At 46.0% G+C, this 20,572-nt stretch carries 21 protein-coding genes; 15 read left to right on the top strand and 6 right to left on the bottom strand.

From position 1 onward, the window contains the following. Nucleotides 1-372 precede the first annotated feature (372 nt). The 4 genes from INF28_RS04710 to INF28_RS04695 all read right to left on the bottom strand — a co-directional run bounded on the left by INF28_RS04710 (nucleotide 373) and on the right by INF28_RS04695 (nucleotide 5,437). A complete protein-coding gene (locus tag INF28_RS04710) occupies nucleotides 373-1,749 on the bottom strand; it encodes a TrpB-like pyridoxal phosphate-dependent enzyme (RefSeq protein WP_226392325.1) in 1,377 nt (458 codons plus the stop codon). A gap of 290 nt (nucleotides 1,750-2,039) precedes the next feature. Beyond that, the gene (locus tag INF28_RS04705) at nucleotides 2,040-3,380 is read right to left on the bottom strand and encodes a sodium-dependent transporter (RefSeq protein ID WP_226392324.1); all 1,341 of its coding nucleotides are present in this window, start codon (nucleotides 3,378-3,380) and stop codon (nucleotides 2,040-2,042) included. A gap of 98 nt (nucleotides 3,381-3,478) precedes the next feature. Next, nucleotides 3,479-4,459: a diaminopimelate dehydrogenase gene (locus INF28_RS04700; protein ID WP_226392323.1), complete on the bottom strand. Its 981-nt coding sequence runs from the start codon at nucleotides 4,457-4,459 to the stop codon at nucleotides 3,479-3,481. A 171-nt stretch (nucleotides 4,460-4,630) separates the two neighbouring features. Beyond that, complete coding sequence (locus tag INF28_RS04695; RefSeq protein WP_226392322.1) at nucleotides 4,631-5,437, bottom strand: helix-turn-helix domain-containing protein; 807 nt, start codon at nucleotides 5,435-5,437, stop codon at nucleotides 4,631-4,633. Between the two features lie 145 nt (nucleotides 5,438-5,582). Between INF28_RS04695 and INF28_RS04690 the strand changes: the two genes are divergently transcribed. From INF28_RS04690 to INF28_RS04665, 6 genes are all read left to right on the top strand, one after another. Further along, entirely contained in the window at nucleotides 5,583-6,437 is an 855-nt protein-coding gene (locus tag INF28_RS04690; RefSeq protein WP_226392321.1) for a sugar phosphate isomerase/epimerase family protein, read from the top strand. Beyond that, complete coding sequence (locus INF28_RS04685) at nucleotides 6,437-7,597, top strand: Gfo/Idh/MocA family protein (RefSeq protein WP_226392320.1); 1,161 nt, start codon at nucleotides 6,437-6,439, stop codon at nucleotides 7,595-7,597. The genes INF28_RS04690 and INF28_RS04685 overlap by 1 nt, the downstream gene beginning before the upstream one ends. Before the next feature lie 12 nt (nucleotides 7,598-7,609). Further along, nucleotides 7,610-8,368 (top strand): sugar phosphate isomerase/epimerase family protein, encoded by a 759-nt coding sequence (locus tag INF28_RS04680; RefSeq protein ID WP_226392319.1) that lies wholly within the window; start codon nucleotides 7,610-7,612, stop codon nucleotides 8,366-8,368. A 3-nt stretch (nucleotides 8,369-8,371) separates the two neighbouring features. Further along, nucleotides 8,372-9,376, top strand: coding sequence for a Gfo/Idh/MocA family protein (locus tag INF28_RS04675; RefSeq protein WP_226392318.1), 1,005 nt, complete (start codon nucleotides 8,372-8,374; stop codon nucleotides 9,374-9,376). 89 nt (nucleotides 9,377-9,465) lie between these two features. Continuing rightward, complete coding sequence (locus tag INF28_RS04670) at nucleotides 9,466-9,663, top strand: 4Fe-4S binding protein (protein ID WP_226392317.1); 198 nt, start codon at nucleotides 9,466-9,468, stop codon at nucleotides 9,661-9,663. Further along, nucleotides 9,660-10,232 carry a 4Fe-4S binding protein gene (locus tag INF28_RS04665; RefSeq protein WP_226392316.1) on the top strand — a complete coding sequence of 191 codons (573 nt, stop codon included), beginning with the start codon at nucleotides 9,660-9,662 and terminating at the stop codon, nucleotides 10,230-10,232. The genes INF28_RS04670 and INF28_RS04665 overlap by 4 nt, the downstream gene beginning before the upstream one ends. Before the next feature lie 55 nt (nucleotides 10,233-10,287). On the opposite strand, the gene INF28_RS13065 is transcribed toward INF28_RS04665, so the two are convergent. Beyond that, the gene (locus INF28_RS13065; RefSeq protein ID WP_226392315.1) at nucleotides 10,288-10,407 is read right to left on the bottom strand and encodes an AraC family transcriptional regulator; all 120 of its coding nucleotides are present in this window, start codon (nucleotides 10,405-10,407) and stop codon (nucleotides 10,288-10,290) included. Nucleotides 10,408-10,642: 235 nt separating this feature from the next. On the opposite strand from INF28_RS13065, the gene INF28_RS04655 reads away from it, so the two are divergent. Together INF28_RS04655 and INF28_RS04650 are read left to right on the top strand one after the other, a co-directional pair. Further along, the gene (locus INF28_RS04655; RefSeq protein WP_226392314.1) at nucleotides 10,643-10,828 is read left to right on the top strand and encodes a hypothetical protein; all 186 of its coding nucleotides are present in this window, start codon (nucleotides 10,643-10,645) and stop codon (nucleotides 10,826-10,828) included. Next, complete coding sequence (locus tag INF28_RS04650; protein WP_226392313.1) at nucleotides 10,825-10,974, top strand: hypothetical protein; 150 nt, start codon at nucleotides 10,825-10,827, stop codon at nucleotides 10,972-10,974. The genes INF28_RS04655 and INF28_RS04650 overlap by 4 nt, the downstream gene beginning before the upstream one ends. On the opposite strand, the gene INF28_RS04645 is transcribed toward INF28_RS04650, so the two are convergent. After that, nucleotides 10,975-11,829 (bottom strand): helix-turn-helix transcriptional regulator, encoded by an 855-nt coding sequence (locus tag INF28_RS04645; RefSeq protein WP_226392312.1) that lies wholly within the window; start codon nucleotides 11,827-11,829, stop codon nucleotides 10,975-10,977. Between the two features lie 145 nt (nucleotides 11,830-11,974). On the opposite strand from INF28_RS04645, the gene INF28_RS04640 reads away from it, so the two are divergent. The 7 genes from INF28_RS04640 to INF28_RS04610 all read left to right on the top strand — a co-directional run bounded on the left by INF28_RS04640 (nucleotide 11,975) and on the right by INF28_RS04610 (nucleotide 20,493). Then, the gene (locus INF28_RS04640; protein ID WP_226392311.1) at nucleotides 11,975-13,771 is read left to right on the top strand and encodes an L-fucose isomerase; all 1,797 of its coding nucleotides are present in this window, start codon (nucleotides 11,975-11,977) and stop codon (nucleotides 13,769-13,771) included. 78 nt (nucleotides 13,772-13,849) lie between these two features. Next, nucleotides 13,850-14,542, top strand: a complete 693-nt coding sequence (locus INF28_RS04635; RefSeq protein ID WP_226392310.1) for a class II aldolase/adducin family protein — start codon at nucleotides 13,850-13,852, stop codon at nucleotides 14,540-14,542. A 206-nt stretch (nucleotides 14,543-14,748) separates the two neighbouring features. Further along, nucleotides 14,749-17,241, top strand: coding sequence for a DNA gyrase subunit A (gene gyrA / locus INF28_RS04630; RefSeq protein ID WP_226392309.1), 2,493 nt, complete (start codon nucleotides 14,749-14,751; stop codon nucleotides 17,239-17,241). A gap of 16 nt (nucleotides 17,242-17,257) precedes the next feature. Next, nucleotides 17,258-18,118 (top strand): tetratricopeptide repeat protein, encoded by an 861-nt coding sequence (locus INF28_RS04625; RefSeq protein WP_226392308.1) that lies wholly within the window; start codon nucleotides 17,258-17,260, stop codon nucleotides 18,116-18,118. 10 nt (nucleotides 18,119-18,128) lie between these two features. Further along, on the top strand, nucleotides 18,129-18,869 hold the full coding sequence (locus tag INF28_RS04620; RefSeq protein ID WP_226392307.1) for an ATP-binding protein: 741 nt from the start codon (nucleotides 18,129-18,131) through the stop codon (nucleotides 18,867-18,869). Beyond that, complete coding sequence (gene galU / locus INF28_RS04615; protein ID WP_226392306.1) at nucleotides 18,866-19,738, top strand: UTP--glucose-1-phosphate uridylyltransferase GalU; 873 nt, start codon at nucleotides 18,866-18,868, stop codon at nucleotides 19,736-19,738. Before INF28_RS04620 ends, galU begins: the two co-directional genes overlap by 4 nt. After that, a complete protein-coding gene (locus INF28_RS04610) occupies nucleotides 19,735-20,493 on the top strand; it encodes an ABC transporter permease (RefSeq protein ID WP_226392305.1) in 759 nt (252 codons plus the stop codon). The genes galU and INF28_RS04610 overlap by 4 nt, the downstream gene beginning before the upstream one ends. The last annotated feature ends 79 nt before the right edge of the window (nucleotides 20,494-20,572 follow it).

The raw sequence follows: 20,572 nt of genomic DNA, 5'->3' as shown, positions 1-20,572 counted from the left end.
CAGATGTTGAAAAAGGAAGTTAGATTTTTCGTAATCGCTTTCGTCGGCGTACAAAGGTACGGTAGAGAGCGATTGCGGAAAAAGCAAGCAATGACGCCGGTTTCTCGATGAATCCGGCGTCATTTTTGCGGAAAGGAAAAGCAATTTTGCGGTCAACATAAATGCCCGGAGAGCCTTCGGGTACAGGGCTCCCGCAAAACCGCTGGTTTTGCGGGAAAGAGGAGCGGCAGCTGATAACGTGAAGCCGTATTTTCAAAAAAATGCGGCAAACCAAAAAGCTGGCCGCGACGAAGATTGCGGTATAACGACTTTTTCGACAGTCTGAGAGCGGCATTTGGCAGGTATTTTCCTGTCAAATGCCGCTCTCAAGTTTTATCTGGCTTCAGGATCGATCAAAGAAGCAAAGCTTTTTTCTAATTCTTCATCCGTGGGGATATAATCGGTCATGGTGCCGTCAAGATAGGACTGATATGCGGTCATATCAAAATAGCCAGTGCCAGAAAGACCAAAAACAATGGTTTTTGCCTCTCCCGTTTCTTTACATTTTAAGGCTTCGTCAATAGCAATACGAATGGCGTGAGAAGACTCGGGAGCGGGAAGCGTTCCCTCTGTTCTTGCGAACAAGATTGCGGCTTCAAAAACTTTGGTTTGCTCCACGCTTCTGGCTTCGATATAACCATCGTGGTAAAGCTTGGAAATAATGGGTGACATACCATGATACCGCAGACCGCCTGCGTGGTTGGCAGACGGCATAAAACCACAGCCTAAGGTATACATCCGCATCAGCGGGGTCATGCGTCCGGTATCGCCATAGTCCAAAGCATATCGGCCACGGGTCAGTGTGGGGCAGGAAGCTGGCTCTACCGCAATAAAATGAATGTTATTTTTTCCTTCCAGCCTATCGCTCATAAAGGGTGAAATTAGACCGCCCAGATTGGAACCGCCGCCAGCACAGCCAATGATCATATCCGGCTCAATACCGTATTTCTCAAGTGCAGCTTTGGTCTCCTGACCAATAATGGTTTGATGAAGCAGAACGTGATTTAAAACACTGCCCAGAACATAGCGGCAATTTGGCGTTTTTACAGCAGTTTCCATGGCTTCGGAAATGGCACAACCAAGGGAACCTCCGGTTCCGGGATTTTCCTCTAAAATTTTCCGGCCGGCCTCCGTCGTATTGGAGGGGGAGGGAATGACTTTTCCACCGTAGGTCTCAATTACTGCTTTGCGGTGGGGTTTTTGTTCCGCGGAGACTTTGACCATATATACCTTAAGATCCAATCCATAAAAGGCACAGGCCATGGCCAGGGCAGTACCCCACTGGCCGGCACCGGTTTCGGTAGTCAAGGAGGTTAGCCCTTGTTGTTTGGCGTAATACACCTGGGCTGCGGCGGAATTGAGCTTATGAGAGCCGGAAGTATTTTGCCCTTCAAACTTATAATAGATTTTGGCTGGGGTGTCCAACTTCTTTTCAAGATTATAAGCTCGAACCAGCGGGGAAGGACGGAACATTTTGTAAAAATCCTGGATCCCCTGTGGAATGGGAATGTATTTATCCGTGGTATTCAGTTCCTGTGCAATCAATTCGTCGCAGAAAACTGGTTTCAGGTCTTCGGCGCCGCAGGGTTTGCGGGTAACTGGGTTAATAAACGGCTCGGGAAGTTCTTTCATGCTTGCCCGGACATTGTGCCAAGTTTTTGGAAGTTCCTCCTCGGTTAAAAAGATTTTGTACGGGATTTCTTTTTGCATTTTTCATCATCCTTTCCTGAGTCAGGGTACAACAAAACCTTCTGCAAGCATAGGCAGAAGGTCTCATTACCCAATTCCCGTGAGACAAATTTTGGGTAATAAAAAACCCTGCTTTCATATAAAAGCAGAGAAAAAGTCAATATTTAGTTTTGTTTCTTTTTCCTCATCTCATCTAATCTAATCTCAACTCATCTCTGCTACAGATAGTATAGCGGAAAAAAATCAATTTGTCAAGAAAATTTTAAAAATTTTTTTAGGGCGGTTTTTATCGCACAAAACCGCCCTAAAGATCAGCCAATACCATGGTAAAGGAATCCCAAAATCAGGACTAGAATGGTCAGTGGAACGTAAACATATTTTGCCAAAATACCAAACACATTAGAAACAGGCTTCATTCGCCCTGTCTCCAGTTCTTTTTTAATTTCTTTCCATCCCAGAATGAAGTAAATAGAAAATGCCCCGAGTACCGCGCCAATGGGAACGACAACAATGGAAATGAAGTCCATCCAGCTGCCGACGGCAGGCTCTGCTTCCAAGAAGAGGCCAATACCAAGAGTGATGCCGGAGCAAAGCAAGATGGAAGCCGTACGGGACAGTTTGAATTTTTTCTGCCAGCTTTCAATGACTGCTTCAAACATGTTGATCAGAGAGGTCAATCCGGCAAAAGCTACCGACAGGAAGAATAGCGCTGCAAAGAATCGGCCGCCTGGAAGCTGTCGAAAAATGTTGGGAATGGTAATAAACATCAAAGACGGTCCTGAGGTAGGGTCAATCCCGAATGCAAATACGGCGGGCATAATGGCAAGGGCGGACAAAAGAGCGGCGGCGGTGTCAAATGCCGCAGTTCGGACGGAAGCTTTGGGGATATCTACAGAGCGGTCAAGATATGCACCGTAGACGATCATACCGGATCCAGTGATTGAAAGGGAGAAAAAAGCCTGGCCCATAGCCATGACCCAGGTGTCAGTACGGAGGAGTGCTTCCCACTGGGGAACAAATAAAAAGCGGTAACCTTCATCGGCGCCGGGAAGCAGCGCCACCCGAAAAGCAAGAATCAGAAAAAGCAGAAAAAACAGTGGCATTAAAATTTTACTGGTTTTTTCAATGCCTTTGATGACGCCGGTAAGAAGAATGACAGCCACAATTAAAATGGTTAAAATATGCCATGGAAGACTGCCTAGAGTTCCTGTTGCCTGAGAAAAATAAGCTGAGGCCTCCGAGGTCAGAAGGGTTCCTGTGACAGCGCCGCACAGAGAGCGAAGCACCCAACCGATGATAATGGCATAGCCGGTGGCAATACCCAGGGAGCCAAGCAGGGGAATCCATCCCAAAGCGGCGCCAATACGCCTGTGATTTTTCGTGCGGAAGCAATATTCATAAGAACCCAGGGTCCCGGTACGGGCACGGCGACCGATGGCAAATTCGGCCGAAAGACCCACCCATCCAAATAAAAAGACAAACAGAAGATATGGAATCAAGAAAGCCGCACCTCCATATTGTCCTAAGCGGTAGGGAAACATCCAGATGTTTCCAAGGCCCACGGCTGAGCCTACGCAGGCAAGGACAAATCCAAGAGAGGAGGTAAAACTCCCGTTTTTATGTTTTGGTTCGGTTTGCGCTGTTTGCGGCATAACATTCTTCCTTTCGTTTTAAGTTCCGTTATGAAAACAGTCCGCAAAAGGTGAAAAACTTCTGCGAACTGTTGCGGTCAGATAGAATATAATTAATTTTAAAGCAGATTTTTACGCAATTCTTCTCCGCTAGCGGCACTGAGATATGCAGGGGGAACATCGAATACGGTTTTACAGCCGGTCTGTCCTTCCTGGTTCATACGGAAAGCCGCTCTAGCGTATGCCACAATGACCGAGGCGGTAAATTCCGGATTAGAGTCAAGTTTTAAGCTGTATTCGATAATGTGCTGGTTCTCTCCTTGAGTTCCTGTTTTTCCGCTGCGGATTACCATACCGCCGTGAGGAATTCCGCTGTGATTCTGTTTCATTTCCTCTTCGGAGATAAAATGAACAGTGGTGTCATAGTCAGAAAAATAATTGGGCATGGTTTTGATTTCGTTTTCAATACGGGCAAGATCCGCACCTTCCTCTGCCACCACAAAGCATTCTCTTGTGTGTTTTTGACGGGTAGAAAGGACAGGGTTTTGGCCGTTGCGTACTGCTTCCAGCGCTTCCGGTACCGGGATGGTGTATTGACGTGCATCCTTGACGCCAGCAATTCGGCGCACCGCGTCAGAGTGTCCCTGGCTTACGCCTTTGCCCCAGAAGGTATAGTCACAGCCGTCTGGTAAGATGGCGTTGGCGTACATACGGTTAAGAGAAAACATTCCAGGATCCCAGCCAACAGAAATAATACCGATTTTTCCAGCGGCCTTGGCGGCTGTATCAACTGCTGCAAAATGCTCAGGAATTTTGGCATGGGTATCAAAGCTGTCAACCACATTAAAATATTTGGCAAAAGCAGGCGTCTGTACCGGCAAATCGGTTGCACTGCCACCGCAGAGAATGAGTACATCAATCTGATCCTGCATTTTTTCAGCTTCATTAATAGAAAGTACTGGCACACCCGGAGTCAAGATTTGAACCGTTTCTGGGTTACGCCGGGTAAAAACCGCAACCAGTTCCATATCCGGGTTCTGTTTGACAGCGCATTCTACACCCCGGCCCAGATTGCCATAGCCTAAAATTCCAATTCGCATAAAATCGTCTCCTTTGTGATTAGTATGGGTATTTTTATCGAAAATATTATATCATAAAATCATCGAAAGTCAATCAATCCGGGGTTGTGAATTTATATAAAATTTGTTTTACACCGAACATCGTTTTTGAAAAGACAACGCAGGAAGCATACTGTGTCAACATAAAAAGAATTATTTCCCGGTAGGCGGGTGTCCATAGGCACGGCAAAAAAGCTTATAGAAATTGGAATAATTTCCAAAACCGGCTTCTTCGCTGGCCTGGGTCCAGTTCATCCCCCGCGTGGTCAGTTCTCTAACCAACAGCAGGCGTTTATGCGTGACATATTGATTTACCGTATAACCGGTATATTTTTTAAAGCTGCGGCAAAGATGGCATTTGGTGATATAAAAGGCATCCGCAATCTGGTCAAGGGGAAGGGGTTCGGTTAAATGCTCGTTGATGTAGAGAATCACATCCTTGATTTGCTCGTTATAAAAAGTGGCCTTGCTGGTTTTTACCCCAATTCGGTTCAGCAGATAAAGCAGTTCCAAAACCGCGCCGGAGGCGGCGATACCTCCGTCATTTTCGTCTGCAAGATAGTTTTCGATCCGGTTAAGCAGCAGTGGGATACCGTATTTTTTTGCTGTTTCTGCGGGGATACAGTTATTGACGCCTAAAGGACGGTTGGTAAAAACCTCTTTATAGGCTTCGCAGTTGTATTTGGTAAAAAAACTGTTTTCGATATTGAGTACCATCCGTTCATAAGTATCCAGTTTTTTGTGGTGCATAGAATGCATTTCAAAATTTTGTGCCAGGATAATGTCATAAGGCCGCAAAGGATAGCGGGTCCCTTCTACCAGAAAATCCGCATCGCCTTGTAAAAATATAAAAATTTCATGGCTTTGCCGGTGATTGTGCAGCTGGAATGTTTCGTTTTTAATATTGTGCTCCAGGGTGTGGCGGAAAAAGAAGCCCAGGTCACTTGACGGCTGTTTCATTGATATCCTCCCTTTTGCTAAGTTTTTTGTATTCTATCATAAATTATCAATATTTGCAATGTTTTTGTCAATATAGATTTAGAAAATTTACTATATTTGTATTATAATCAAGGCAGAACATAACAAAATGAAAGGGTGAAAGAATGTGAATCAGTTTATTATATCGGGTTTTTCTGATGAGATCGATCCTTCCATTGACCGGCAGTTTGCCCATTTGAAAAAATTGGGGATTTCATATTTTGAACCGCGGAATGTGGACGGGAAAAATATTTCCGAACTGACGGAGGAAGAAGCGTATGCGTTAAAGAAGAAAATGGACGCAGAGGGAATCAAGGTGTCTTCTATCGGATCTCCCATTGGAAAGATTCAAATTACGGATGATTTTGAACCCCATTTCCAGCTTTTACTTCATGTAATGAAATTGGCAAAGATTTTAGATACTGCTTATATTCGGATTTTCAGCTTTTTTATTCCTAAAGGTGAAAATCCAGAAAAATACCGGGAAGAGGTTATGCATCGGATGCGGCGGATGACGGAGGCGGCAGAAAAGGAAAATATTATTTTACTCCATGAAAACGAAAAGGAGATTTACGGTGATGTTGCGATCAGATGCAAGGATATTTTAGATACGGTAAATTCTCCCAATTTACGAGCGGTTTTTGATCCGGCAAATTTTATTCAGTGCGGACAAAAGGTATTTCCGGAAGCCTATGCACTGCTGCGCCCTTATGTGGTGTATATGCACATTAAGGATGCTTTGAAAGACGGAAAAGTAGTGCCGGCCGGAATGGGAGAGGGAAGTATTGCTGAGCTACTTTCTGCGTTAAAAGATAGCGGGTATCAGGGATTTTTAAGCCTGGAACCGCATCTTGGCGAGTTTGAGGGACTTAGCGCATTAGAAAACGGTGATTTAATGAAAGGTTTGGAAAAATCTACACCGGATAAATTTACGCTGGCACACAGGAGCCTGGTGCAGATTTTAGAAAGGATGGATGCCTAATGGAAAAAGTGAGATTTGGAATTGTTGGTCTTGGCAATATGGGAACTACCCATGCAAAAAATGTATATGCCGGTAAGGTGCCGAAAATGGAATTGGCAGGAATCTGCGACATTGCGGAGGGGCGCCGGAAGTATGCGAAGGAGCATTTCCCCGAGGTACCGGTGTTTGAGGATGCAAAAGAAATGTTTGCAAGCGGGCTGTTGGATGCTGTGATTATTGCAACACCCCATTATGATCACCCTCCTCTTGCCATCGCGGCATTTGAAGCAGGGCTGAATGTGATTACGGAAAAACCGGCAGGCGTATATACAGCACAGGTGCTTGAAATGAACGCTGCAGCTGAGAAGTCCGGTAAATTGTTTGGTATTATGTATAATCAGCGCACTAACCCGGTTTATCGGAAACTGCGGCAGATGATCCAAAGCGGCCAATTGGGAGGTATCAAACGAATCAATTGGATTATTACCGATTGGTATCGGCCGCAGGCTTATCATGACAGCTGTACCTGGAGATCTACCTGGAAAACGGAAGGCGGCGGTGCGCTGATCAACCAGAATCCGCATCAGCTGGATTTGTGGCAGTGGTTGTTTGGTATGCCGAAACGGATTATGTCCCATGTTTCTTTTGGGAAATATTATGATATTGAAGTAGAAGATGATGTGACTGCGTTTATGGAATATGAAAATGGTACCACTGGTGTGTATATTACAGCCACGGGGGAAGCGCCGGGAACCAATCGGCTGGAGATCTCCTGTGATATGGGGTGTGTGGTGGTAGAAAACAACAAAATCTCCTTTAAACGTAATGTGGAGTCAGAACGGGAGTTTAATGCACACAATACCGAGATTTTTGGCCGCCCGGAATGTTGGGATTGCATTGTGCCGGCAGAGACGGACGGCGGACCTCAGCATATTGGGATTTTGAAGGATTTTACTAAGGCACTGCTGACCGGAAGCGAACTTTTGGCGCCGGGCTATGAGGGAATCAAAGGCCTTACCATTTCCAACGCCATTCATTATTCGGCTTGGACAGGCGGCTGGGCAGACTTAGAACACTTCCCGCACGATGATTTTAAGAGGATTCTTGATGAAAAAATTGCAAATTCTACTGTAGTGAAAAAAGAAATTCAGCGGACAGCGGATACGGATAACACATATTAAGGGGGAAGAAAAATGGATAAAAGAATAGGCGCGCAGCTTTATACGGTGCGGGAATATACCCAAACAGCGGAAGCCATGGAAGAAACTTTCCAAAAATTAAAGGATATTGGTTATCAGACCATACAGCTTTCAGCGGTAGGACCGGTTCCGGCAGAACAGGTTAAGCTGCTTTGTGAAAAATATAGTTTAGAACCGGTGTGTACCCATAAGGGAGCAAAGGATTATTTGGAAAATTTGGAAGAAACCATTGCATATCATAAGACGATAGGCTGTAATGTTGCTGGTCTTGGCGCTATGCCCGGTGAATATCCACGGACAGCAGAGGGAATGCGCAAATTCATTAAAGATTTTACTCCAGCAGCGGCAGCGCTGAAAGAGGCGGGACTTTCTTTTGCCTATCATAATCATGCGTTTGAGTTTATTAAGGACAATGGAAAATTCCTTATGGATATTCTGCTGGAAGAATCTGATTTTGATTTGATTTTGGATGTATACTGGTTGTCTTTTGCCGGCATCAATCCTGTTGATTTTATTCTGAAAGCCGGTCCCCGTGCAAAGATAATCCATTTTAAAGATCTTGCTGTTACCCAGCAAAATACGGTGGAAATGGCAGAGGTTATGGAAGGAAATCTTAACTGGGATAAAATTATTGCTGCCTGTGAGGAAGCCGGTTGTCTTGCGGCAATGGTAGAACAGGATATTTGTAAGGGTGATCCTTTTGATAGTTTGAAGATCAGCTATAACAATCTGAAGACGAAGGGATTTTGTTAAATCATGAAAAACGGTTGCGTAATCGGAATGGGGGCCATAGGCCCGGTTCACGCGGCGGCGCTTCAGGCAAGGGGAAGTTTGTACGGTATATGCGATAATCAGCAGGAGAGGCTGGATCGTTTTCAGACGGAAGATACCGCACTGCATCGGTTTATGGTTTTTGAAGAAGTTTTAAAAGATCCTGCAATAGAAGTGGTACATATCTGCACACCACATTTTTTGCATGCTGATATGACCCGGGCGGCTTTGGCAGCGGGCAAGGATGTAGTTTTGGAGAAACCGGCGGCGATGAATGCGGAAGAATTTGAAGATTTACAGCGGTATGCTTCAAAATCGGCGGGCCGGGTTTGTGTTATGCTTCAAAATCGAACCAATCCGTCCGTGGTCAAAATGAAAGAATTGTTAGAGTATGGCTGTGACATGGGAAAACTGCTGGGCATCACAGGATTTTTGACCTGGTGCCGGGATGCGGAGTACTATGCCCAGGATACATGGCGGGGCAAATGGGCTACCGAAGGCGGTGGATTGCTGATCAATCAGGCTATCCACACCCTGGATTTGCTTGGATATCTGGGCGGAAAAATCGTTTCGGTGCAGGGCAGTATTTCCAATAAAACACTTCAGGGCGTGATTGAAGTGGAAGATACGGCTGATGCGATAATGGAGACAGAAGACGGGCTTCGCCTTTGCTTTTATGCCACCAATGGCTGCCGATACAGCCGGCCTATGTATTTAGAAGCGCAGTTGGAACGCGGGGTGCTGCGGTATGCGGATAACCGGCTTTATCAAATTACGGATGAAAACTGCCGTGTACTTGCCTATGACCGGCCAGACTGTCCCGGAAAAGTGTGCTGGGGCGGTGGGCACCGCACAGTAATTGAAGATTTTTACCGTTATCTTGAAACCGGCTCAGGTGATTACCTTGCCTTGGAAGATGCAGCTCCGGTGATGGAAACATTGTTTGCTTTTTATCAAAGTGCAAAAATAAATCAAAAAATCTGTATATAATTCAAAATTCTGCTTGTCTGCTACTTGACGTACCATTATTTTTGTGTTATTGTTTTATTCTGATTTCGTATTCATTTGGAGGTGCGTTGATGGTTAGAAGAAAAGCAGCGGTAGATGTCTCTCTTTGCGTGGCCTGTGGGTGCTGCGTGAAGGTATGTCCCAAAAATGCCATTTCTGTTTTTAAGGGAATCTATGCGGTGGTGGATGAAGCGCTTTGTGTGGGCTGTGGAAAATGCGGAAAAGAATGTCCGGCCTCCGTCATCACAATGAAGGAGGCCGAAGCATGAAAAAAAGATGGTACGACTATTTGTGGATCGCATCCGCTTTGTATTTGATTCTGGGATTTTTTAATATCCTGTTTGCATGGGTAGGGCTTTTGTGCTTTTTTATTCCATTGTTCCTTGCTATAGCCGGTTGGGATAAGGTATATTGTAACCGATACTGCGGAAGAGGACAGCTGTTTGCCTTGATTGGCGGCCGGCTGGGCTTATCCCGAAAAAAAGATGTGCCTGCTTTTTTAAAAAGTAAGTGGTTCCGGTATGGTTTTTTGGTTTTCTTTTTTATTATGTTTTTCCTTATGCTTTGGAATACATATCTGGTTTTTTCCGGAACAAGGGAATTAAAACAAGTGGTCACTCTGCTTTGGACTTTTAAACTTCCTTGGCATTGGGCTTATCATGGAACAGCTGTTCCCGCATGGGCGGCGCAGTTTTCCTTTGGTTTTTACAGCGTGATGTTAACATCTACAGTTTTAGGACTAATTACTATGGTACTATTTAAGCCGCGTTCATGGTGTGTATATTGTCCTATGGGAACAATGACCCAGTTGATATGTAAAGCAAAAAAACATGAATAATGAAAATGCTGTACTGCTTTTGCGGTGCAGCATTTTTGTGGTGCAAAATCGTTTCTTATTTGTTTCGGTATTGGGCGTGGTATCTGCTTGGCGTCATGCCGATACAGTCTCTGAAAAGCTTTTGAAAATGACTTCTGCTTAAGTAGAGCTGTTCCGCTAGTTGAATATTTTGCATATGAAGATTTCTGGAATGATACACAAAAAAGTGGGCAGAACGCGACCTGGCAAAAGCAGATGAACCGTTTGTCAGTATTTTTTTTCGTTTGATATGGATGAATTTTGGGCCTTTCATTTATCTGCAGGTTAGGACTTTGAGCCGAAAATTGTGGCGGAAACCGAAGAAATGATAACCATAAAAGATGGGAATGGCGTTGTTTTTCGGCGGCATCATAGTTTAGGGCGCAGTTATTATGCATTTCTGTGGCTTTGTAGAGCCTTTGCTGCCGTATATGGTTGAGACAGGTATTGATTGTTTGCAGGTGATGGAAGGCAAGGCGGATATGGATCCCATCCGGATTTATAAACAATATGGCGGTAAGCTTTCGCTGATGGGGGAATTGATGTGCAGACTTTATATAGTAGCGACAAAGATGTGATTGATCGGGAGCTGGAGGCAAAAATCCTCATCTTAAAAGAGGGATACCGGTATATCCTGCATAGTGATCATTCCATTCTGGAAAATGTTACCTATGATACGTACCGTTATTGCATGGACCGTGCTATGGAATTGGGACAGTACTGATCAGGCATGCTGTTTCAGATACTGTAGGGGTGTCATATTTTTATACTTTTTAAAGACCTTAATAAAATAATTGACATCGCTGAAGCCGCAGTCCAGTGCAATATCCAGAACGCGGGCGTTGGACATACAGAGTTTTTCACAAGCGCATTCAATTCGGTAATAATTCAGGTAGGCAATGGGGGATTGGTGGGTCATTTCTCGAAAAAAACGGCAGAAATAATTAGGATTCATATGGACGCATTCCGCCATTTCCTTTAAAGTGATTGGTTCGGTATAATGCAGGGCAATATAGTTCAGTATGGTTTTGCATTCTCTGAATTTTTTGGAATGGGTAGCTCCTCTGCCCGGGTTTTCTACTAAATAATCCCGGCGCAGCAAAAGCCCCAAAAAGTGATACAGCGCGCCTTCGGTTATTAGCGTATAGCCGGTTTGGTGTCGGCTGAGTGCGTGCACCATAGTGCGGAAGATCTCTTGAAATTCGGTCATGGACGCTGGAAAAAAAGTGCGGATTAACTTTTGTTGGCTGAGCAGGGTCGAGAGATTTTCGGGTGTATATTGGTGGTTTTTTAAATAATAATCAAGGTCAAATACGATACATTCATAACGGCAGTCTTCCGGAATACCGCTATGTAAAAATCCGCTGTTGATAAAAGCCGTATCCCCGGCGTGCAAAGAAAAGATGTCACGGTTGACCATTAATGTAAATGTGCCCTCCTGGATTCGGATGAGTTCGCATTCATCGTGCCAGTGAGGCGGCATGGTATACCGGGGATGTGATGGGGTTATATGATAATATGCAAAAGGAAAACCGACGCTGCCTCGCTGCAGCGTCTCTTTATATTCCAGGTATCGCATAGATACACCTCCGTAAAAGGTGAATATTTTACTATTTTTAATGATAATAGCATGAGAAAACAAAAATGTCAACCGTTATAATATAAGTGTAAAAATATCATGTAATTTGGCGCAGGATGCGCTTAAAGAAACGGAGGAAATAGATATGGCAAAAAACAGATACGTTGGCGACTATCCGGTGATTGGTATCCGTCCTACCATTGACGGACGTCGGGGCGCTATGAAGATCCGTGAATCCTTAGAGGATCAGACCATGAACATGGCAAAATCAGCGGCAAAGCTGTTTGAGGAAAATCTGCGATATTCAAACGGCGAACCGGTCAAGGTGGTTATTGCCGATACTACCATCGGACGGGTGGGAGAAGCTGCGGCCTGTGAAGAAAAATTTAGAAAAGCAGGGGTTGGGATCACCCTGACGGTAACGCCCTGCTGGTGTTATGGTGCAGAGACCATGGATATGGATCCCAATACCATCAAAGCGGTTTGGGGCTTTAACGGAACAGAGCGTCCTGGTGCGGTATACCTTGCGTCTGTACTGGCAACCCATGCCCAGAAAGGACTTCCGGCATTTGGTATTTATGGGCATGATGTCAAAGAAGCAGACGACACGGAAATTCCTGAAGATGTACAGGAAAAATTACTGCGCTTTGGCCGTGCGGCGGTTGCTGTGGCTACCATGCGTGGAAAATCCTATTTGCAGATCGGTTCGATTTGTATGGGAATCGGTGGATCTATTATTGATCCTGCTTTTATTGAGGATTACCTGGGCATGCGGGTAGAATCGGTGGATGAGGTGGAAATTATCCGGAGAATGACCGAGGGAATCTATGACAAGGCTGAGTATGAAAAGGCTTTGGCCTGGACCAAGACAAACTGCAAAGAAGGCTTTGACAAGAATCCGGAAAATTTGAGAAAAACACCGGAGCAGAAAGAAAAAGACTGGGAGTTCGTGGTCAAGATGATGTGCATCATCAAAGATTTGATGAACGGAAATCCCAATCTTCCCGCTGGCTGTGAGGAAGAAATGGTGGGACACAATGCGCTGGCAGCTGGTTTCCAGGGACAACGGCAGTGGACCGATTTTTATCCAAACTGCGACTTTGCAGAGGCCCTGCTCAATACTTCCTTTGACTGGAACGGCGCTCGTGAGCCGTATGTGCTGGCTACTGAGAACGATGTGCTCAACGGCCTGGGAATGATGTTTATGAAGCTTTTAACCAACCGCGCGCAGATTTTTGCGGATGTGCGTACATATTGGAGCCCGGAGGCGGTTAAGAAAGCCACCGGTTATGAAATCGAGGGAATTGCAAAAGAAGCTGGTGGATTTATCCATTTGATTAATTCCGGTGCGGCCTGTCTGGATGCCTGCGGTGAAGCAAAGGATGAAGAGGGCAATGCGGTGATGAAGCCCTGGTTTGAGGTTACGGAAAAGGATCAAAAAGCCATTATGGACGCAACTACCTGGAACTATGCAGACTGTGGTTATTTCCGCGGCGGTGGATTTTCTTCCCGGTTTGTGACCGATGCCCAGATGCCTTGTACCATGATCAGATTGAATCTGGTTAAGGGTCTTGGCCCTATGCTGCAGATTGCAGAGGGCTGGACGGTGAAGCTCCCGGAGGAGGTTTCCGATAAACTTTGGAAGAGAACGGACTACACTTGGCCGTGTACCTGGTTTGCGCCCAGAACCACCGGAAAAGGCGCATTTAAGACTGCCTATGATGTGATGAATAACTGGGGAGCCAATCATGGCGCCATCAGCTATGGTCACATTGGTGCGGATTTGATCACCTTGTGCTCTATGCTGCGGATTCCAGTTAGCATGCATAACGTGCCAGAGGATCAGATCTTCCGGCCGGCTGCATGGAATGCGTTCGGGATGGATAAAGAGGGGCAGGACTACCGTGCCTGTGCCGCATATGGCCCATTTTTCAAACGGTAAATAAAAACCATACGCCGGGATTGTTTCTCGGCGTATTTTCTGGATCGAACTATATTTTTAGAAAGGAACAAATATAAGATGGAATTAAGTTACGCAGAAATCAGAGAGCAGATTTGCGATATCTGCCATAAGATGTGGCAGCTTGGCTGGGTGGCGGCCAATGACGGGAACGTTTCAGTCAAGCTGCAAGATGGCAGTTTTATGGCTACCCCAACTGGTATCAGTAAAAGCTTTATCACTCCCGAGAAACTGGTCCGCATTGATAGTGAGGGAAATGTACTGGAGGCTTTGGAGGGGTTTCGTCCGTCTTCGGAAATCAAAATGCACCTGCGCTGTTATCAGGAGCGGGAAGACGTGGGTGCGGTGGTACACGCCCATCCGCCGGTAGCCACCGGCTTTGCGGTGGCACATAAGGCACTGGATGAATATTCCATGATTGAGACCGTCATCGCTTTGGGTTCCATTCCTGTAACGCCTTACGGCACACCCTCTACCTATGAGGTTCCGGATGCCATTGCCCCGTATCTGGGCGAGCATGATGCCGTATTGCTGATGAACCATGGCGCTCTGACTGTGGGAGCAGACGCCATTACGGCTTATTACCGTATGGAAACTTTGGAGCTGTTTGCAAAAATCAGCATGTATGCACATCTGCTGGGCGGCGCAAAGGAAATTTCCAAAGAGAATATTGACCGGCTGATCAGTATGCGGGCTGGATATGGCGTGACAGGAAAGCATCCGGGATATAAAAAGTATAATACGGAGCAATAAGATGGTTTGTTAAAAAGATATAATCCGTTTTGGCAGATAGCCAGAACGGATTTTTCTGTTACCAAAAAGGAAAAAAGGATGAGAAAATAAAAAATTAAAGGTTTTTTTGGCTTTTAAAGAGGAAATCCATATTCGATGGCGAATTATTAAAGGTAAGACTTTTTGTGAAATAGCAGAAGAAAGCAATGGAAGAAGGAGAGTGCAAAATGGCAGAAGAATTATTTGACGCATCCAAGCTGAAGATCATACCTGTAGAAATCAACAGCGAGATGAAAAAATCGTATATTGACTATGCCATGTCTGTTATTGTAGGCAGGGCCTTGCCGGATGTACGTGACGGCCTAAAACCGGTACACCGCCGGATTTTGTATGCCATGTATGAAGACGGTATCACACCGGACAAGGCTTATAAAAAGTGTGCGGCAACCGTAGGTAACGTGTTGGGACGGTATCATCCGCATGGTGATTCGTCGGTTTATGATGCTTTGGTACGTATGGCGCAAGATTTTTCTCTGCGCTATCCCATGGTAGATGGCCATGGTAACTTTGGTTCCGTAGACGGTGATGGCGCCGCTGCCTATCGTTATACAGAGGCCAGAATGTCAAAGCTGGCTATGCATATGCTGACGGATATTGAAAAAGATACGGTTGACTTTATGCCGAACTTTGACGAAAGCCGGAAGGAACCTGTTGTGCTTCCCTCTCGGTTTCCGCATTTGCTGGTCAATGGTTCAAATGGTATTGCGGTGGGTATGGCGACGAATATTCCCCCTCACAATTTGACGGAGGTGGTGAACGGTATTATCGCATTGATCGACAATCCGGAAATATCCATTGATGAATTGATGGAATATATCCCTGGACCAGACTTTCCAACCGGCGGACAGATTATGGGTGTCAGCGGTATTCGTGCCGCATACCATACCGGCCGCGGCAAACTGCGGGTTCGTGCCCGGGCAAACATAGAAGACTGGAAGGATAACCGTCAGCGTATTATTGTGACGGAAATTCCATATGCGGTCAATAAAGCCCGGTTGATTGAGAAGATTGCAGAATTGGTGCATGATAAGCGGGTGGAAGGAATATCTGATCTGCGGGATGAGTCGGATCGTGATGGTATGCGAATTGTAATTGAATTGAAACGGGATGCCAATGCCACCATTATTTTGAATCAATTGTATAAATATACCCAGATGGAAGATACTTTTAGTGTGATCATGCTTGCGCTAGTGAATCTGACCGATCCAAAAGTATTAAACCTGAAGGAAGTTTTGGTGCAGTATCTGGATTTCCAGAAAGACGTCATTGTGCGCAGAACCCGGTTTGATAAGAAGAAAGCGGAGGCGCGGGCACATATTCTGGAAGGATTGAATCTGGCTCTTGACCATATTGATGAGGTAATCAGCATTATCCGGTCCAGCTATAATGATGCTAAGGAAAAATTGATTGAGCGTTTTGGATTTACCGATGTGCAGGCTCAGGCGATTTTGGATATGCGTCTTGCCCGCCTATCCGGTTTGGAAAGAGAAAAGATCGAAAATGAATACCACGAGGTAAAAGCGTTGATCGCACACCTGACCGAGATTTTGGGCAGCGAGCAGATGGTGCTTGATATTATCAAGGAAGAAATCGGCGCAATCCGAGATAAGTTTGGCGATGCGCGGCGTACTACCATTGAGCCGGTGGCAGATGATATTGATATTGAGGATCTGATTGAGGAAGAAGATAATGTGATCACTTTGACCCATCAGGGATATATCAAACGTTTGGCCGCAGATACTTATAAGAGCCAGCGGCGGGGAGGAAAAGGAATCATCGGACTTCAGACCAAGGAGGAGGATTTTGTTTCCACTATGTTTGTATCTTCCACCCATGCCCATATTATGTTCTTTACCAATACGGGAAGAATGTACCGGATTAAGGCATATGAGATTCCGGAGGGCAGCCGTACAGCGAAGGGCACTGCGGTGGTCAACCTTTTGGCGCTGGAGCCGGGGGAAACCATTTCGGCTGTGATTCCGGTTAAGGAGTACGAAGAAGGCAAATATCTTGTTATGTGTACCAGGGGCGGCGTCATCAAAAAGACAGATTTGATGGAATATAAGAATGCGCCCAAGGGCGGCAAGATTGCCATTCATCTGGATGAGGGAGACGAACTGATTCGCGTCAAGTTGACAGACGGTACTAAGGATCTGTTTATTGGCAGTCATATGGGCAAAATGATCCGGTTCCATGAAAGTGATGTCCGGTGCATGGGCCGTGTATCCCGCGGTGTCCGTGCCATTGACCTGGAAGACGGCGATTATGTGGTTGGCATGAGTATTTTCCGGGAAGACGGAAAAATGCTGGTGGTCAGCGAAAAGGGGTACGGCAAGAAAACGGAGCTTTCAGAGTATAAATGCCAAACCCGCGGCGGTAAAGGATGTTCTACTTACAAGATTAACGATGTGACCGGCGCTGTGGCAGGAATCAAAGTGGTTTCGCCAGAGGATGATGTTATTTTGATTACCTCAGAGGGCATAATTATTCGTATGGATACGGAAGAAATCAGTACATACGGGCGTGTAACTCGTGGTGTGCGTCTTATGAGACTGGCAGATGGTGTCAGCGTGGTGACAGTTGCCCGTGTGGAAAAAGAGCAGGACGATGAGGATGCCGCTGAACCGGAGGCAGCAGAATCCGTGACAGAGCAGGAATAATGGAGGGTAAGCGGTGATGAAACGGTTGGTTTGTATTTTGCTGGCTGTTTTGGCAGCGGCCGCTGCCTTGTCGGGCTGCGGAAAAAAAGAAGAACCTGATTATTATATGCAAGGCTATGATGCGGTAAAGGCCGGAAAGTATGAAGAAGCTTTAGAAGCGTTTGAAACGGCGGCAAAGCAGGGGGATGAGCAGGCAGAGACCGCCGCTGAGATCGTATCAGGCTATTTGAATGCGCAGGAAGCCTATATGCTGGGGAATTTAGAAAGTGCAAAGGCGTTTTTGAAGGAAATCCCGGAAAATTACAAATACTATGCCATAGGCGAAGATATTGATGCTTTGCGCCAGAAGGTCTACAGTGGAAACATGGAAGAGGTACCGGAGGAGCCGAAAGAATCCGATCCGCCGGCAACCGATCGTCCGGAGATGACGGAAGAATCGAAATTATCTGTGGAAAAAGAAGAAGAGTTTTCCCGGCGGGAAGAAACGGATCTGGAACTTCAGCAGATTCATGAATTGATAAAGAGTGGGTATCTTGACCAGGCTAAGGAACGGCTTAACAGCCTTCCTTCGGATATGACAGACGGTCAGCGTCAGAAAGCGGAGCAGTATCGGTCTGAACTTTCGGATCAGCAAAAAAACGATACACAGGAAAATAAAAAATCAGACACGGATTTCACACCGGAAAAGGCAGCGGAATATGTCCGCCGCCAGTATCAATTAGAAGGTGATCTGGGTGATGGACTGGTTGCTAAGTATGATGCCGATGGGAATAAATACTATGAATTGATGATCCAAAGCGGAAGTGGAGATGATGCGGAAATTTTGACGCTTCATGTTTTTGGAGACGGAACGGTGCAGGTAACGGACAGACGATGAAAGGAATGCTATGAAGAAAATTTTAAGCCGGGTTCGCCGGGCAGTGGATGATTATCATATGATTGCAGATGGCGACCGGATTGCTGTCGGAGTGTCTGGCGGCAAAGACAGCTTGACATTGCTTTGCGCCCTGGCGGGGCTTCGCAGATTTTATCCGAACAAATTTGAGCTTGCGGCGGTATCTCTGGATATGGGATATCCCGGGGTCAGCTTTGATGGGGTGAAGCAGTTGTGCGAGTCTTTGGATGTTGAATACGTAGTTCGCAAAACGGATATTGCAGAGGTAGTGTTTCAGGTGCGGCAGGAAACCAATCCCTGTTCTCTTTGCGCCAAGATGCGCCGCGGCGGCGTGAATGATCTGGCGGTGGAATTGGGATGCAACAAGGTGGCGCTGGGACACCATAATGAGGACGTTCTGGAAACCTTTTTTCTCTCCCTTTTTTATGAAGGGCGGCTCAACTGCTTTTCTCCTGTGACCTATCTGTCACGGCGGGACATTCACGTTATAAGGCCCATGGTTTATGTGCCGGAGGGTGAAATCAAGGGCTATGCCCGGCGGCAGGCTTTGCCCATTGTGCATAACCCTTGTCCTATGGATGGACATTCCAGACGCCAGGATATGAAGGAGTTTATTTCTCAGAAAACCAAAGAGGACAAGTTTTTTAAAACAAAAATCATGCATGCCATTTCTACCGGACTGCCTAGCTGGATCCGGGAAAATGCGAAAAACAGAGAAGGAGAAGAACAATGAAAAAGATAAAGAAAGCGGTTATTCCTGCTGCTGGCTGGGGGACGAGATTTTTGCCGGCAACCAAAGCGATGCCCAAAGAGATGCTTCCCATCGTGGATACTCCCACCATTCAGTATATTGTAGAAGAAGCAGTCCGTGCGGGCATAGAGGATATTTGCGTCATTACCAGTCCGTACAAAAAAGCGGTGGAAGATCATTTTGACCGGTCCAGAGAGCTGGAGTTTACGTTGGAGGCCAGCGGAAAATCAGCTATGGCCGAGGAGATCCGCAAGATCGGTGAGCTGGCCAACTTGGTTTCTATCCGGCAGAAGGAGGCACTGGGACTGGGACATGCCATATATTGCGCCAAAAGCTTTGTGGGAGATGAGCCTTTTGCAGTCCTGTTGGGAGACGATGTGGTTTACAACGAGGAAAGGCCTTGCATCGGACAGCTGATGGAGGTGTATGAAAACTGCGGCACTTCGGTTCTGGGCGTACAAACGGTATCTATGGATGATATCCATAAATACGGCTGTGTAGACGGTAAACAGGTTGGGGATAGGTTGTATGAGGTCCGGGGTATGGTAGAAAAACCAAAAAAAGAAGAGGCGCCCAGCAATGTGGCCATTTTGGGACGTTATATTATTACGCCGGAAGTTTTTGGGTATCTTGAGAAGACCAAACCGGGTGCAGGTGGTGAGATTCAGCTTACCGATGCGCTTAAAGCTCTTGCTGTGGAGCAGGGAATGTATGCTTATGATTTTGAGGGTCGCCGCTATGATGTGGGAGACCGTCTGGGATATTTGGAAGCAACGGTGGAATTTGCTCTGCGCCGGGAGGATTTGAAAGATGAATTTTACCGGTATTTACAGAAAATAACGAACAAATGAGTTGGAGCACAATCTTTGCCCTTGCAGTGCATGATATAAAAGCAAAATATGCCGGGTCAGCATTAGGAATGCTGTGGGAACTTGCGGAGCCGTTAGTTACAGCGGGGATTTATTGGTTTGTTTATACTGTGGCATTGCGCGGTGATGCAGTCGATGACATTCCTTATGCCCTTTGGCTGATGGTGGGGATTGCGCCATGGTTTTTTCTTTCTGGCGGTTTAAACGGTGCTGCAGTGTGTTTTCATGATTACCGTTTTTTGGTTCGGAAAACAAAGTTTCATGCAGAGTTTTTGCCTGCGGTGCGAGTGTGTTCGGCGGCGCTTTCCCATGGTGTATTTTTGTTTTTGGTTTATCTCATTCTTTGTTTTTCGGGCTTTCGTCCTTGCCTTGGCCAGTTGTGGATGCTTTATTGGTTCTTGGCCGGTGCGGCGATGAGTTTGGGGCTGGGGACGATTCTGGCGCTTTGGTGTGTGTATTTAAAGGATGTTGCTTACGCAGTCAAGGTACTGATACAGCTGGGGTTCTGGATTACGCCTGTATTTTGGAACCCGGCGGCCTTGCCAGAAAGTTTTCGATGGATTATTGTATGGAATCCGGCGGCGATACTGGTGCAAGGCTATCGGGAAGCATTGCTGTATGGCAGAAATTTAACTTGGCAGATACAGGGCATGTTTTGGATTGTTACCGTAGTCTGTGGTGCAGTCGCATGGCTGTTGATGAAAAAATGCCGGCCGTTTTTGGCAGATCATCTTTAAGAAAGAAAAAAAGAGCGCTTGCTGTCCGTTTTACATATGGAACAACAAGTGCTTTTTATGCGTGGAACGGCGGAAAAAT

It is taken from the genome of Ructibacterium gallinarum (genome assembly GCF_014982785.1).
GTDB lineage: Bacteria > Bacillota > Clostridia > Monoglobales > Monoglobaceae > Ructibacterium > Ructibacterium gallinarum.
The sequence above is the reverse complement of the archived record's forward strand: the minus strand, read 5'-3'. Positions and strand labels throughout refer to the sequence as shown.

Excerpts from the sequence above, each read along its gene's own strand:
- INF28_RS04710 (WP_226392325.1), bottom strand. The coding sequence starts at position 1,749 with ATGCAAAAAGAAATCCCGTACAAAATCTTTTTAACCGAGGAGGAACTT.
- INF28_RS04705 (WP_226392324.1), bottom strand. The coding sequence starts at position 3,380 with ATGCCGCAAACAGCGCAAACCGAACCAAAACATAAAAACGGGAGTTTT.
- INF28_RS04700 (WP_226392323.1), bottom strand. The coding sequence starts at position 4,459 with ATGCGAATTGGAATTTTAGGCTATGGCAATCTGGGCCGGGGTGTAGAA.
- INF28_RS04695 (WP_226392322.1), bottom strand. The coding sequence starts at position 5,437 with ATGAAACAGCCGTCAAGTGACCTGGGCTTCTTTTTCCGCCACACCCTG.
- INF28_RS04685 (WP_226392320.1), top strand. The coding sequence starts at position 6,437 with ATGGAAAAAGTGAGATTTGGAATTGTTGGTCTTGGCAATATGGGAACT.
- INF28_RS04680 (WP_226392319.1), top strand. The coding sequence starts at position 7,610 with ATGGATAAAAGAATAGGCGCGCAGCTTTATACGGTGCGGGAATATACC.
- INF28_RS04675 (WP_226392318.1), top strand. The coding sequence starts at position 8,372 with ATGAAAAACGGTTGCGTAATCGGAATGGGGGCCATAGGCCCGGTTCAC.
- INF28_RS04670 (WP_226392317.1), top strand. The coding sequence starts at position 9,466 with ATGGTTAGAAGAAAAGCAGCGGTAGATGTCTCTCTTTGCGTGGCCTGT.
- INF28_RS04665 (WP_226392316.1), top strand. The coding sequence starts at position 9,660 with ATGAAAAAAAGATGGTACGACTATTTGTGGATCGCATCCGCTTTGTAT.
- INF28_RS13065 (WP_226392315.1), bottom strand. The coding sequence starts at position 10,407 with ATGCAAAATATTCAACTAGCGGAACAGCTCTACTTAAGCAGAAGTCAT.
- INF28_RS04655 (WP_226392314.1), top strand. The coding sequence starts at position 10,643 with ATGCATTTCTGTGGCTTTGTAGAGCCTTTGCTGCCGTATATGGTTGAG.
- INF28_RS04645 (WP_226392312.1), bottom strand. The coding sequence starts at position 11,829 with ATGCGATACCTGGAATATAAAGAGACGCTGCAGCGAGGCAGCGTCGGT.
- INF28_RS04640 (WP_226392311.1), top strand. The coding sequence starts at position 11,975 with ATGGCAAAAAACAGATACGTTGGCGACTATCCGGTGATTGGTATCCGT.
- INF28_RS04635 (WP_226392310.1), top strand. The coding sequence starts at position 13,850 with ATGGAATTAAGTTACGCAGAAATCAGAGAGCAGATTTGCGATATCTGC.
- gyrA (WP_226392309.1), top strand. The coding sequence starts at position 14,749 with ATGGCAGAAGAATTATTTGACGCATCCAAGCTGAAGATCATACCTGTA.
- INF28_RS04625 (WP_226392308.1), top strand. The coding sequence starts at position 17,258 with ATGAAACGGTTGGTTTGTATTTTGCTGGCTGTTTTGGCAGCGGCCGCT.
- INF28_RS04620 (WP_226392307.1), top strand. The coding sequence starts at position 18,129 with ATGAAGAAAATTTTAAGCCGGGTTCGCCGGGCAGTGGATGATTATCAT.
- galU (WP_226392306.1), top strand. The coding sequence starts at position 18,866 with ATGAAAAAGATAAAGAAAGCGGTTATTCCTGCTGCTGGCTGGGGGACG.
- INF28_RS04610 (WP_226392305.1), top strand. The coding sequence starts at position 19,735 with ATGAGTTGGAGCACAATCTTTGCCCTTGCAGTGCATGATATAAAAGCA.